Here is a 12,976-nt window from a genome sequence, read left to right on the forward strand (position 1 = left end):
CCATGAAATTTCTCAGATCTTGGTGGCCCCTCGTTATTATTGCGATTCTTGTAATCGTTGCGATCTTCGCGCCAGCCTTTGCGCCTTATGACCCCTCCGTGCAGCAAGGCCGCCCTTTTAGCGCGCCGAGCGCCAAGCATTGGCTCGGCTTGAACCACCTGGGAGAAGACATCCTGTCGGAGCTCATTATGGGAACCCGGCACTCACTAGCTATCGCGACTGTGGCCAGTCTGATCACGCTCACGATCGCTTTTGTAGGAGGGGCGATTGCGGGGCTTCGCGGAGGCGCTACTGATTGTGCGATCATGCGGGTAGCTGAGTTCTTCATGGCTGTCCCTGCGCTTCCGGCGATACTGCTCCTTGCTGCGATCATGCAAGGAGGTTTTTGGTCGATGGTCTTTGTCCTCACGGTCATGAGCTGGCCTTATCTTCTCCGTCTTGTGCGTGGTGAAGTCGTTGACATTAAGCGGCGCGGATACATCCGAACAATCCGCGCGATGGGGGCATCTGACCTCTATATAGTGCGAGTTCACGTTCTACAAGAACTCGCCCCCATGCTCGTCTATCGCTATGTCTTGAGGTTTAAGTCGACTATTTTGACAGAATCCACGCTCGCTTTTCTGGGAATCGGTGCTCTCACCACCACATCGTGGGGAACAATCCTGCATCATGCCCAAGCCCGGCACGCTTTCACCACTGGTACCTGGGTTTATTGGGCACTACCTGCGGTCATGTGCATCATCGTGGTGAGTTTTTCACTCATGATGTTGGCCTACAAGATTGAAGAACGCTCAGACGCGAGGTTGTCTCATGCCATTGCTTGATGTCAGTAGCCTCTCAGTCACGTATCCGGGAGCGGTAAAACCGGTGGTCAAAGACTTTGACCTCAAGGTAAGAGAAGGCGAGTTCGTGGGCCTGATGGGAAGTTCCGGAAGCGGAAAAACAACGATCATTCGCTCAATCTTTGGCAACCTCCCAGCCGGAACGAGCGTCGAGGGGACAATCCTGTTTTCTGGCACGCCGATGGGCGCGCACCGGTGGTGGCGTGATATTTCGCTTGTACCTCAGTCTTCAATGTCATCGTTGAATCCGTCGTTTCGCATCGGAACCACCATTGAAGAAACCTGCAAAGCAAACAACGTAGATTTTTCGCACCGACGTATCTGCGAGCTTCTCGACGTCGTCGAGCTTGCTCCAAACGTTGCGGCACAGTTTCCTCACGAACTTTCAGGAGGGATGCGGCAACGCGTCTGTATCGCACTCGCCCTGGCCTGCAACCCCCGGATGGTCGTGCTTGATGAGGCAACGACAGGTCTCGACGTACTGGTGGAAGCACATATCGTGGCTCTCCTGGACAGGCTGAGAAAACATCTGGGATTATCAGCGATCCTCGTTTCTCACGATCCGCGGATTATGAGTGCTCTGGCGGATTCTGTCGTCTCCCTCGAGGAGGGCCAATGAGTACCTGCCCGATCCGCGTTGAGCGGATTACCAAGCGCTATGGGAAGACGGTCGGTGTTTCGGACGTATCTCTCGATTTCCCCACGGGTCATGTTGTCTGCATCGTGGGTGAAAGCGGAAGCGGCAAAACAACTCTGATCAACGTGTTGTTGGGCCTGATCAAGCCCACCTCAGGGCGCGTCTTTCCTGCACAGCAGGCGGCGCTTGTTCTGCAGGACCCGTATACGTCTTTAAGCCCTCTGCTCACCATAGAGCAGAGCATGGCGGAACCATTCAAGTTTGCGAAAAAACGCATCGACGCTCACCGTATCGACTCGGTTTTTTCTCGCCTAGGACTGAATTTTTCAGCTTTAGCGCAGCGTCGGCCCCACGAGTTATCAGGAGGACAACTACAACGTATCAACATCGCACGCGCCGTTCTTATACAACCAGATCTCATCGTGATGGACGAGCCGACATCGATGGTGGACCCCATAAACACCCAAAGAATCGGCGAAATAATTGCGGAGATGAAGCACGACGCTGCGGTTGTGGTGGTCACGCATGACCTTGCCTTTGCACAAGGGATAGCAGATTCAACCGTTGTGATGCGTCAGGGGAAGATGATCGAACACATCACGGCCAACAACGATTTAACAACTAGTCAACTACCGTACGTTCGGGAGATGGATTGTGCGGCGAATGATCTTGCCGCCTATGTACGTCACCTCAATATGTCCAGGTAGCGGGCATTTTTGAAAGGAAAATTCATGCGGAGAGTCTTCTCCCTTCTATGTGCGGCAGTGATGGCTTTGAGCTTCGCCGCTTGTACCACTCAAGGGTCGTCACCCTCGACTAACACAGCGTCGGGGCGTAAGGTCGCAAGCGCGGTGATCCCTATTCACCGAGATGAAAACTCACTTAATCCCTACAGCTACGTCACGGGAAGCCCCGGACTTACCGCCCTGCGTCTAGTGTATGACGCGCTCTTTAGCGTCGATAAGGATGCACAAGTTCAACCGCATCTAGCAAAGTCATATGAAGTCAATGGTGACTACACCAAGTACACCATCGAGGTCCGCGATAACGTGCGCTGGCATGACGGGAAGAAACTAACGCCTGAAGACGTAGCATTCACCTTCAACTACGCCAAAGGCAGTGACAGAGCTCGCTGGAAGAACATTGCGAACCGGATTTCCTCTATGGATGTCGACGGAAACCACGTGACCTTCACTCTGGCCGACTCAAATCCTTACTTTGTTGAGGAAGTACTGACGGATATGCCGATCATTGCCAAGCATGTCTTTGAAGATAAAAAGGCCAATGAAGTCACCGAACACGTGGGCACCGGCATCTACTCACTGACCGAATATGTCCCAGGACAGAAGTACGTGCTTACCGCTAATGACGAATTCTTCCTAGGGAAACCTGCAATCGGCACGCTGAATATGCCGATCATCACCGATTCAGCCGCTATCCACCAGGGGCTAAAATCGGGAGAGTATTTGACAGCATTCTCCGCCCTCGCGCCAGAGCTCGCCGAAACTTTTGAGAAAGAGAAAAGCCTCAAAGTAACCAGCGGGCCAGGGTTTGGAAATGACATGATCTACATGAATACAAGCGTGGGACCTTTTAAAGACGTGGAATTCCGCCAGGCCATCAGCCTTGCCATCGACGAGGACGCTCTTATCGAGCGGGTTTATCTGGGGCATGCCGACCATCCCACCGCAGGCTTTTATTCACCACATTCGCCGTGGGCAGATACGTCGCTCAAGTATGAGTTTGATACCGCCAAGGCAGAAAAGATGCTCGACAAACTTGGATATAAGCGTGAGGGCGATTTCCGCACAAACAAAGACGGCAAGCCTTTTAACATCGAGCTTCTTTCTTCAGAATCTGCCTTGCGGCTCGCCGCAGCACAAACCATTGCGCAGCAACTGGCAAAAATCGGTCTCGATGTCCGCGTAAAATCCATGGACTCAGACACCCTTGACGAGCATGTGTGGCCTGGCTTTGACGTCTCCCAGGAGCCTAACTACCAAATGACGATCTTTGGGTGGTCGGGGCCAACGCAATTGAGAGCATCGACGATCGTCCAGATGGGTGCATCAGACCCAACGCTGGGAGACTTTAACCTTGGCAAGTATAAGAATCCCACGTTTGACCAACGTGCTGATGCTTACGTGAAGTCCGGGTCAAAAGAAGAAAAGGAAAGCCTGGTCAAGGAGCTAGAGAAGATATACGCAGAGACCATCATTGCGCGGCCTTATGCGTACGGACAACTGATTACCGTGCATAATCCCACTATTTATGATGGCTTTGTCTTCCAAAAAGGTGAAGGCATTATCAACGTTTCCTCGTTCTTAGAGAAGTAATCGCATCCCTTATAGGCCTAAGAATCAGAGAAAGCCGGTGCTCCTTAACAAAGGGGCACCGGCTTTCTTGCTCAAACCGCGTGATTTTGAGAGGCGGGTAGGAAGTAATTGTCGTTTTTGAGAACGCTAGAATTTGCTTCTTGGGTTTTGCAGCGCTTGTAGCTGCTAGCGTTCTCAAAACGACATACTGGTCATCCCTGACCTACAGGCAAAACACATGGTGTGATCTGATACCCAGCCTCTGCCAATAGGGCCAGTACACCAGTTGAATAAGGTAAGTGTGCTGCTCCGATGATGATAAAAGCCGATTGGCGTTGTAAGTGGGGGATGAGCCTTTGAACCATTGTTTTATTTCGCTGGATCATTGCATGTTGGAAAAATTCTTTAGTATTTAATAGTCGTAAATCTTGCTGCGCGTATCGAGCGTAAACATCTGGCATGTCAGCGTCATAGGAATCAATTGCCGTTTTGAGTTCCTCGATTTGCTTCGAGAGATCGTTGGAGGTCAAAGCCGCTTGTAATTGTTCTTCCACGGTCTCAAGTTCAATTATCGGTTTCTTCGCTTTGCGAGCGCGCTGGATATAACGACTCTCAATTTGCAGATTCGGTGTCCCGTATAGCTTGGACTTCATTTCCTTTTGTGCTGAAACCAGTAGAGCCATAACCTCCGGCGATACTGATTCGATCGGGGCAGAAGCAAGCAAGGAATCTGGTTGTTCCTTACAGATATGCAGAAGTTTTTCCAGATAGGGTTTATTTAGCAGCTGGGAATAATCAAAGTACGCATTTTCCGACGCCAGGAGGTTTTTCGAGTATCCATCTTCTATACGCTCGGTATCTACTTCCACGATGAGTGTGTCGGTTGTATTCATCAGGTCATCTAGCGCTGGAAGCGGCAAGACGATCTTAGACGTATCAATGTGATGCAAAGAACCCCAGAGGAAGGACACAGCAGAGTGCTTGCTTTTAATGGACCAAAATAATGATCCATTAAAAATTGGGTCTGAATGCGCTGGTTGCTTCAGCGATTTTTCGTTGATGTCAATCACCTAACTTGTTTAATGCCGACTTTGGCTATATGCACTGTAAGCGTACTTCAGCCCCTTAGTTTTGATATGGAAAACAAGAGGAGCAAAAGGCGAAGAAAACTGCTGGTATGGAGAGTGTCTAATCTGCCTTAATCGTCATGATCCAGCGCCACATCAAACCCCAGCTCCTTGACCAGCGCCAAGTCGCTGGCAATGGTAGAGCCAGTAGTGGTGAGCATGTCGCCGCTGATGGCCGAGTTGGCGCCGGAGGTAAAGCAGGCTTCGCCGTGGTCGCCAAGTAATTCGCGTCCGCCGGCGAGCCGGATTGCGGCGTCAGGGCAGAGGAACCGGAAGATGGCTACTGCGCGGCGTACTTCTTCTGGTGCCACGGGGACCATCCCTTGGAGCGGGGTTCCTTCGATGGCTACCAGGACGTTGACCGGTATGGATTTTACGCCGAGTTCCCGGGCGGAGATGACCATATCGATGCGGTCTTCAAAGGTCTCGCCTAAGCCTAGAATGCCGCCGGAGCAGAGACTCATCCCGGCGCGCTTGGCGGCTTCTAGCGTCTCTATTTTGTCTTCAAAGGTGTGGGATGTGCAGATGTTGGGGAAGTTGTTGCGTGATGTTTCTAAGTTGCAGTGAACGCGGCTTACCCCTGCGTTATGTAGCAAGGTGAATTGTTCTTCGGTGAGAAGGCCTGCGGAAATGCAGACTTCGATGCCTATTTCTGCGCGGATTCGGCGCACGCCTTCGCAGATGCGCTCTACTTCGTCGCGTCGTAATTTCCGCCCTGATGTGACGATAGAGAAGCGGAGTACGCCTTTTTCTTTGTTCTCTTTGGCCTGTGTAAGCAGCTCGTCGACGGTGATGAGCGGGTATTTGTCTATTTCAATGTTGGGAAAGCGGATGCTCTGGGCGCAGAAGGTGCAATTTTCTGGGCATCGTCCGCTTTTGGCGTTGATGATGGAACACATGTCAAAGCCGTTGCCGCAGAAGTGTTGACGGATGTCATCGGCGGCTTGGGCAAGCTCATCGAGGGGTGCGTCGAGAAGCGCGAGGGCGGTGTCGCGGTCGATGATTTCACCTGCGAGTACGCGTTCTTTTAAGTTTTGAACATCGTTCAATATGGTGGTCATGAATGTGATTTAACCACTGTTGGCTGTGCTCGGTAGGGCAAATTGACTGTGGCATAGAGCGCTTTGGATGCCCTTGCTGCCGTTAGGATGGAAGCATGACACACGCACAATTAGCCCTTTCTCCGCGCCTCCTCAATGCGATAAACATCGCTGCGGTGGCCCACAGGAATCAGTACCGCAAAGGAACTTCTATCCCGTACGTTTCTCATGTTTTTGCGGTGATGAATATCGCCAGCGCCATGACAGACGATGAGGACATCCTTATAGCTTGCTTGCTTCACGACGTCCTCGAAGATGCGCCGGACGAGTTCTCAGCAGAGCAGATCGAGGAGACTTTTGGCCCACGAGTCTTGGAAATCGTGGGGGAAGTGACCAAGGACGAGTCGCTGTCTTCCTGGCAGGAGCGTAGCGACGCCTACCTGCAGCATCTTCGCTCCGCTTCCGAAGCAGCTCTATGCGTATGCGCTGCGGATAAGTCTCATAACCTTGCCTCCATACTGCAAGATTATGATGATCTAGGGGATGCTCTGTGGGAGCGCTTTAATGCAGGGAAAGAACGTCAGCAATGGTGGTATGCAAGTGTGTATGGCGTGCTTGCTGACCGCTTAGGGGAAGATAATCCTGTGCTGCGGCAGATGGGGATTATGGTGGAAAAGCTCGGAGCTTTATAGAGATTCTGATAGTCGTTGGGCCGCGAGGGTAAGGTCGCGCGCCCAGAGTGTTGATGGTGCGGGGCGTAGCCGTTCGGTGGGGCCGGAAATTGATAGTGCCGCGATAAACAGGCCCTCGCTATCAAAGACTGGGGCGGAGATGCTGGCCAGGCCGACTTCGCGTTCGCTGATCGACTCGGCCCAGCCGTTGCTGCGGGCTTCTTCGAGGTCTTCTGCGGTAAATTGCGCTCCCGCGTCTAGCATGGCCTCACGTAGTGTGGGGGAGGAATACGCTAGGAAGACTTTCGCTGCGGAACCCGCGGTCAGGGGGAGTCGTGTTCCTACCGGGACGGTGTTTTGGAGTCCGATAGCGGGTTCTTGCGCAGCGATGCATACGCGGGTTGCTCCGGCGAGTTGGTAGAGCTGTACCGATTCGCCTGTGACGTTCATGAGGTGCGCCATGATGGGGGTGGCGACGTCGATAAGCTTGGTGGAGCTTCCTGCCCCAAGGGAGGTGAGCACGGCGCCGATTGTCCATTTTCCGTCGGAAGTGCGCGTGAGGATATTGTGCGTTTCCAGCGCGGTGGCTAAACGGTGGGCGGTGGCGCGGGGGAGATCGGTGGCCTCGCACAGCTCTGTCAGAGAGAGGGGGTGCTCTGCGACGGTCAGCATTATGGTTACTGCGCGGTCGAGAACCTTAATACCGCTTGTGGCGGCTGGATCTATGTTAATCTTTCCCATGACACGATACTAGCATTCCATTTTATGGGATTCATCCTTAAGTATGGAATTGATTATGTAAAGAGGTGATTCGATCCATGACCAGCCCCGTGGCATCGAAAGAAGAGAAGTTAACCCTTGCAGAAAAAGTGTGGCGTGACCATGTGATCTCACGCGGCGAGGGCGACCAGCCTGATCTTATCTTCATTGACCTGCAACTCCTACACGAGGTCACCTCACCCCAAGCCTTTGACGGCCTACGCATGGCTGGGCGCACAATGCGGCACCCTGAGCTACACCTTGCCACCGAGGACCACAACGTTCCCACGGAAGGCATTGCGGCAGGATCATTGCTAGAAATCAATGACCTGGTTTCTCGCACACAGGTGGAAACACTGCGCAAGAATTGTGCGGAATTCGGTGTTCGTCTTCATGCTATGGGGGACGCGCAACAAGGTATCGTCCACCAGGTGGGACCCCAGCTGGGGGCGACTCAACCCGGAATGACTATCGTCTGCGGCGATTCCCACACCTCCACGCACGGCGCTTTTGGTGCTATGGCCTTTGGCATTGGCACCTCAGAGGTGGAGCACGTGATGGCCACCCAAACGCTTTCCCTCAAACCCTTTAAAACCATGGCGATCAATGTCTCTGGAGAACTGCAGCCCGGGGTTTCTGCCAAGGACCTCATCTTGGCGATCATCGCCAAGATTGGGACGGGCGGGGGACAAGGCCACGTTATTGAATATCGCGGTGAGGCCATCGAGAAGCTGTCTATGGAAGCGCGCATGACAATGTGCAATATGTCCATTGAGGCTGGCGCGCGTGCAGGCATGATTGCACCCGACCAGACCACTTTTGATTACATCAAAGGCCGAGAGCTTGCCCCGCAAGGACAAGACTGGGATCAAGCGGTGGAGTATTGGAAGACGTTGCCTACAGACGAGGGTGCTGTTTTTGACACCGTGGTGGACATCGATGGCTCGGCAATCACCCCCTTTATCACCTGGGGAACAAACCCAGGCCAGGGGCTTCCGCTCAGTGAAAACGTCCCGTCGCCTGAAGACTTTGCTGGCGATAATGAGAAAGCCGCCGCACACAAAGCGCTGGATTATATGGGGCTGACCCCAGGGACACCGTTAAGAGATATTGCGATCGACACAGTATTTCTTGGTTCCTGCACCAATGCACGCATGGAAGACCTGCGCACAGCCGCAGAAATTCTTGCTGGTCGCACCATCGCGGATTCAGTACGGATGCTCGTGGTTCCTTCCTCAACCATGATTAAGCAACAGGCAGAAGCAGAAGGACTAGACAAGATCTTTATCGCTGCCGGTGCTGAGTGGCGCTCAGCAGGGTGTTCCATGTGCCTAGGAATGAACCCGGATCAACTGGCGCCTGGCGAACGCTCTGCCTCTACCTCTAACCGGAACTTTGAGGGCCGTCAAGGTCCTAAGGGGAGAACGCATCTAGTATCACCAGCAGTCGCAGCAGCAACAGCTATTAAAGGGACATTGGCTAGCCCAGCGGACTTGGACGAGGAGTGAACAATTATGGATAAATTCACAACCCATACGGGCATTGGAGTACCACTGACCCGCTCGAATGTGGACACAGACCAGATTATCCCGGCAGTCTACTTAAAACGGGTCACACGCACGGGCTTTGACGACGGCCTCTTTAACAATTGGCGCACCAATGACCCCAACTTTGTGCTCAACCAGCCTTCCTATTCCAGGGGCTCAGTGCTCGTTGCCGGGCCAGACTTTGGTACAGGCTCCTCCCGCGAGCATGCGGTGTGGGCACTGATGGACTATGGATTCCGGGTGGTGCTGTCTTCTCGATTCGCGGATATTTTCCGGGGGAACGCAGGGAAATCTGGGCTCTTAGCCGCGAAAATGGAACAGTCCGATATTGAGCTCCTGTGGAAGCAGCTAGAGCAACAGCCGGGTCTAGAGGTAACGGTGAACCTAGAAACCCGAACTGTGGAATGCGATGGTTCCGTTTACACCTTCGACGTAGACGACTACACGCGGTGGCGTCTGCTCGAAGGCCTCGACGACATTGGGCTTACGCTTAGGCAGGAATCAGAGATCGCTCGTTACGAGCAATCCCGACCATCGTTTAAACCCGTCACCCAGTAGAAGCTGCACTATTTTGCCGGAAGCGGGCTGGCAAGATAATCGGCTCCTGTCAGCTCGCCGTTGGTAAAGGATAGAACCCAGACACTGGCTTTCTTTGCCGGTATTTCTTCCAAGGGGAGTCTGCCGGAGGCTGATAGCCAGGCGATCGTGTCAGGGATGACCATGCCTTGTGCGACGACCACGGACACTCCGCCTTGATCGATAATCCGAGAGAACGCTGCTTGGGAGTCGGTCATGGTGGATAACCAGCCTTCGTCGCCAAGCTTTGCGTCTACGGAAACCTCAAGGCCCAGGGCCTTAGCTAACGGGGCAGCGGTCTGCTGGCATCTGTCAGGCAGGGCAGAATAAATGGATGTGGGGCGAAACGCCTCCAACAAAGGGGCGAGCAGCTGCGCCTGTCTGCGTCCCTTTTTGTCCAAGGGGCGCAGATTATCGTTGCCTGCCCAGTTGCTGCGTCGGAAAGCTCGTGCATGCCGGACATACAGGATGCGGGTAGTCGCTGGAACCTCAAAGCGCTTGCGGGCTTTATCCATGATGTTTTTGTCCACGTCGTAGCTGAGAAGCTCGCGGGCCTGGTGAAAATCGAGCCAGCGGATCTCATCCACCTCATTATTAGGGGTAAAGGTTCCGTCTAGGACCTCGGCAGTCCAGTAGTAGACCACTTTGGTGCGGTCGCCGATGGGATACGTGACCTTGCCTAGTAGCTTTCCCAGTCTCACGCGGAATCCAGTTTCCTCGACAATCTCGCGCGCTGCCGTGACCGGCAAAGATTCACCTGGATCGACTTTTCCCTTAGCCAGCGACCAGTCGTCATAATGCGGTCGGTGAATCACTGCGTATTGGATGGAATCAGGATCGGTATGGTCGCCACGCCACAAGACCGCTCCTGCTGCAAGAGTAGAGCGTCTGTATTCCTGCGCAGGCTCGGCCACGATGCTTTGGAATCTTCCCGTAATAGCAAGTGAAGATTGCTGGTCCTTAGTCGCTTCGGTGTGACTGGTTTTATGCATCGCTGTAGCTTTCTCTAGTCTGTGGCGGTCTGTGGCGAATGATGACGGGGTGGTGGAAGTGTGGATATATCTAGCCTAGCTACTTGACCAACGTCTTTGGGTGGGCGCGCATAACTCGTCGGACAGCGTTAGCGTGGGCTGCTCATGAGCACAAACACTACACCGAGGCTACGCAGATACAGGGAATAACTGTTGCTCATGAGTCCTAACTATTTCTCGGACATATGGCAGGGACGAGGCACAACAGAGAGCCTAAAGCCAACAAAGTTGCTATATCCATGTACATTGACGTGAGTGAAGTAAAACAGAGCGCACGCATCGTGGCGGCAGCTCTGAAGTGTCCAATAGTGCAACCAGAGGAGTATGCGGTGAAAGTTGCGGTAATGGGAGCCGGATCGTGGGGAACAACCCTGGCTAAGGTCTTTGCAGATGCAGGGTGTGATGTTCGCCTATGGGCACGACGTTCTGAAGTCGCAGCTGAGATCAACCAGCAGCACACCAACAACCGATACCTTTCTGGCATAGTTCTTCCGGAAGCCTTGCGTGCCACGGATAACCCTGCGCAGGCGCTTGAGGATTCTGACATTGTGGTGCTGGGCGTGCCTAGCCAAACATTAAGAGACAACTTATCCGAGTGGGCCGCTGCGATTCCACAGACCGCGATCCTTGTGAGCCTGGCTAAAGGCATAGAAAAAGATACTTTCGAGCGGATGAGCCAAGTAATCGCTGAAGTCGCTGGGACTCCCGATACTCAGATTGCCGTTCTCTCCGGGCCAAACCTAGCCCGCGAGATCGCTGAGGAACAGCCAGCTGCAACAGTAATTGCCTGTACCGACGAGGCGAACGCCCAAAAAGTTCAAGCTGCACTCTCCGCCCCGTACTTCCGCCCGTATACCAATACAGACGTTATTGGTTGTGAAATCGGTGGAGCCTGCAAAAACGTTATTGCATTAGCGTGCGGCATGGCCGCTGGTAGAGGACTCGGGGAAAACACAGTGGCCACCGTGATCACTCGCGGCTTGGCAGAGATTACCCGGTTGGGTACCGCAATGGGTGCTGATCCGCGTACCTTCGCCGGACTTGCCGGATTAGGTGACCTGGTGGCTACGTGTTCCTCACCGTTGTCTCGTAACCGTACTTTTGGCGCGCGACTAGGAGAAGGAAAGACGCTAGAAGACGCAAAGGCCGCTACCAACGGGCAAGTGGCAGAAGGCGTTATCTCTTCGATGTCTATCTCCCGTCTGGCAGAAATCCATGAAGTAGATATGCCTATTACTCGTGCTGTCTACGGTGTGTGCCATATGGGCGCAAGTGTTCATGACATGGTTGCGGCGTTGATGGGGCGTACAAAGAAATCCGAGTAGCACACAAGGTAAAGTTTGTGGTTGTGACTCAGAATCCTTCCGAAAATCCCCGTGTCAGGGTTGCCGTAGTTTATGGCGGCCAAAGCTCAGAGCATTCCGTTTCCTGCGTTTCTGCCGGGGCGATTATGTCTCACCTCGACCCAGAAAAATACGAGGTCTTTCCCGTAGGCATCACCCGTGATGGCGTGTGGACCGTGGGGGAGACCGACGCCACCAAGCTGCGGACTGTGGATCGCGTTATGCCAGAGGTGGAGTTTGTCCGTGAAGTAAAGCTTTCCGTGAACCCTCGTTCTGCCGGTGAGTTCCGGTATGAGGACGGAACGCTGTACGCACATGCTGATGTGATTTTCCCGGCTCTGCATGGACGATTCGGCGAGGACGGAACCATTCAAGGAATGTTCGAGCTTTCTGGCATTCCTTATGTGGGCACCGGAGTATTGAGTTCTGCCTGCGGCATGGACAAGGAGTACACCAAGAAACTTCTTGCGGCGGAAGGCCTGCCCGTGGGCAAAGAAGTGATCCTGCGTGGGGACGAAACCCTCACAGATGCCGATAAGCACATGCTGGGTCTCCCTGTGTTTGTTAAGCCCGCACGAGGCGGATCATCCATCGGAATTTCCCGCGTAGCCGAGTGGGATGACTTCGATGCTGCCCTCACCCTAGCCCGAGAGCATGACACCAAAGTGATCGTGGAAGCGGAGATTAAAGGCGTAGAAGTAGAGTGCGGCGTGCTTGAGCGTGCCGACGGCTCCCTGATTGCTTCAGTGCCTGCACAGCTAGAAGACGTTGATGAAGGCGAAGAAGGCTTCTATGGTTTTGATACCAAATACCTAGACAACGTAGTCACAGCCACCATCCCAGCGCCCTTTGATGAGGCAACAACCAAGCTCATCCAATCGCTGTCGCTAGAAGCCTTCCAAGCACTTAACTGCCGAGGCCTTTCTCGCGTGGACTTTTTTATCACCGCCCAGGGGCCAGTCCTCAATGAGGTGAACACGATGCCGGGCTTTACCCCGATCTCCATGTATCCGCAGGTGTTTGAAGCCACCGGGATAGGTTATGCAGAGCTGCTTTCTCACCTGATCGATCAGGCACTGGCTCAATAA

The 12,976-nt window shown here is 53.5% G+C and carries 14 protein-coding genes; 10 read left to right on the forward strand and 4 right to left on the reverse strand.

Annotated elements, in window-relative coordinates:
• The first annotated feature begins 2 nt into the window (after window positions 1–2).
• The 4 genes from CULFRC11_RS04820 to CULFRC11_RS04835 are packed head-to-tail and all read left to right on the forward strand — an operon-like array spanning window position 3 to window position 3,815.
• Window positions 3–824 (forward strand): ABC transporter permease, encoded by an 822-nt coding sequence (locus tag CULFRC11_RS04820; RefSeq protein ID WP_038620505.1) that lies wholly within the window; start codon window positions 3–5, stop codon window positions 822–824.
• The gene (locus CULFRC11_RS04825) at window positions 811–1,461 is read left to right on the forward strand and encodes an ABC transporter ATP-binding protein (RefSeq protein WP_023635574.1); all 651 of its coding nucleotides are present in this window, start codon (window positions 811–813) and stop codon (window positions 1,459–1,461) included. Before CULFRC11_RS04820 ends, CULFRC11_RS04825 begins: the two co-directional genes overlap by 14 nt.
• Window positions 1,458–2,186 (forward strand): ABC transporter ATP-binding protein, encoded by a 729-nt coding sequence (locus CULFRC11_RS04830; protein WP_023635575.1) that lies wholly within the window; start codon window positions 1,458–1,460, stop codon window positions 2,184–2,186. Before CULFRC11_RS04825 ends, CULFRC11_RS04830 begins: the two co-directional genes overlap by 4 nt.
• A 24-nt stretch (window positions 2,187–2,210) precedes the next feature.
• Window positions 2,211–3,815, forward strand: coding sequence for an ABC transporter substrate-binding protein (locus CULFRC11_RS04835; protein WP_023635576.1), 1,605 nt, complete (start codon window positions 2,211–2,213; stop codon window positions 3,813–3,815).
• A gap of 191 nt (window positions 3,816–4,006) precedes the next feature.
• On the opposite strand, the gene CULFRC11_RS04840 is transcribed toward CULFRC11_RS04835, so the two are convergent.
• Both CULFRC11_RS04840 and bioB read right to left on the reverse strand, forming a co-directional pair.
• Window positions 4,007–4,864 (reverse strand): TraB/GumN family protein, encoded by an 858-nt coding sequence (locus CULFRC11_RS04840; protein WP_023635577.1) that lies wholly within the window; start codon window positions 4,862–4,864, stop codon window positions 4,007–4,009.
• A gap of 128 nt (window positions 4,865–4,992) precedes the next feature.
• Window positions 4,993–5,982: a biotin synthase BioB gene (bioB, locus tag CULFRC11_RS04845; protein WP_038620508.1), complete on the reverse strand. Its 990-nt coding sequence runs from the start codon at window positions 5,980–5,982 to the stop codon at window positions 4,993–4,995.
• A 95-nt stretch (window positions 5,983–6,077) separates the two neighbouring features.
• Here bioB and CULFRC11_RS04850 point away from each other — a divergent pair, with 95 nt between their 5' ends.
• Window positions 6,078–6,653 carry an HD domain-containing protein gene (locus CULFRC11_RS04850; protein WP_023635579.1) on the forward strand — a complete coding sequence of 192 codons (576 nt, stop codon included), beginning with the start codon at window positions 6,078–6,080 and terminating at the stop codon, window positions 6,651–6,653.
• Here CULFRC11_RS04850 and CULFRC11_RS04855 read toward each other — a convergent pair.
• Complete coding sequence (locus tag CULFRC11_RS04855) at window positions 6,648–7,373, reverse strand: IclR family transcriptional regulator (RefSeq protein ID WP_014836292.1); 726 nt, start codon at window positions 7,371–7,373, stop codon at window positions 6,648–6,650. The two genes, CULFRC11_RS04850 and CULFRC11_RS04855, sit on opposite strands and share 6 nt — an antisense overlap.
• 77 nt (window positions 7,374–7,450) lie before the next feature.
• Between CULFRC11_RS04855 and leuC the strand changes: the two genes are divergently transcribed.
• The gene (gene leuC, locus CULFRC11_RS04860) at window positions 7,451–8,899 is read left to right on the forward strand and encodes a 3-isopropylmalate dehydratase large subunit (protein WP_023635580.1); all 1,449 of its coding nucleotides are present in this window, start codon (window positions 7,451–7,453) and stop codon (window positions 8,897–8,899) included.
• A 6-nt stretch (window positions 8,900–8,905) separates the two neighbouring features.
• Window positions 8,906–9,496: a 3-isopropylmalate dehydratase small subunit gene (gene leuD, locus CULFRC11_RS04865; protein WP_013911349.1), complete on the forward strand. Its 591-nt coding sequence runs from the start codon at window positions 8,906–8,908 to the stop codon at window positions 9,494–9,496.
• A gap of 8 nt (window positions 9,497–9,504) precedes the next feature.
• On the opposite strand, the gene CULFRC11_RS04870 is transcribed toward leuD, so the two are convergent.
• Entirely contained in the window at window positions 9,505–10,506 is a 1,002-nt protein-coding gene (locus tag CULFRC11_RS04870; RefSeq protein ID WP_038620512.1) for an NUDIX hydrolase, read from the reverse strand.
• An 83-nt stretch (window positions 10,507–10,589) separates the two neighbouring features.
• On the opposite strand from CULFRC11_RS04870, the gene CULFRC11_RS11430 reads away from it, so the two are divergent.
• The 3 genes from CULFRC11_RS11430 to CULFRC11_RS04880 all read left to right on the forward strand — a co-directional run bounded on the left by CULFRC11_RS11430 (window position 10,590) and on the right by CULFRC11_RS04880 (window position 12,976).
• Entirely contained in the window at window positions 10,590–10,715 is a 126-nt protein-coding gene (locus CULFRC11_RS11430; protein ID WP_258863415.1) for a hypothetical protein, read from the forward strand.
• A 159-nt stretch (window positions 10,716–10,874) separates the two neighbouring features.
• Entirely contained in the window at window positions 10,875–11,870 is a 996-nt protein-coding gene (locus CULFRC11_RS04875) for an NAD(P)H-dependent glycerol-3-phosphate dehydrogenase (protein WP_038620961.1), read from the forward strand.
• Window positions 11,871–11,893: 23 nt separating this feature from the next.
• The gene (locus tag CULFRC11_RS04880) at window positions 11,894–12,976 is read left to right on the forward strand and encodes a D-alanine--D-alanine ligase family protein (protein WP_029975347.1); all 1,083 of its coding nucleotides are present in this window, start codon (window positions 11,894–11,896) and stop codon (window positions 12,974–12,976) included.

It is taken from the genome of Corynebacterium ulcerans (assembly GCF_000767685.1).
Lineage (GTDB): Bacteria > Actinomycetota > Actinomycetes > Mycobacteriales > Mycobacteriaceae > Corynebacterium > Corynebacterium ulcerans.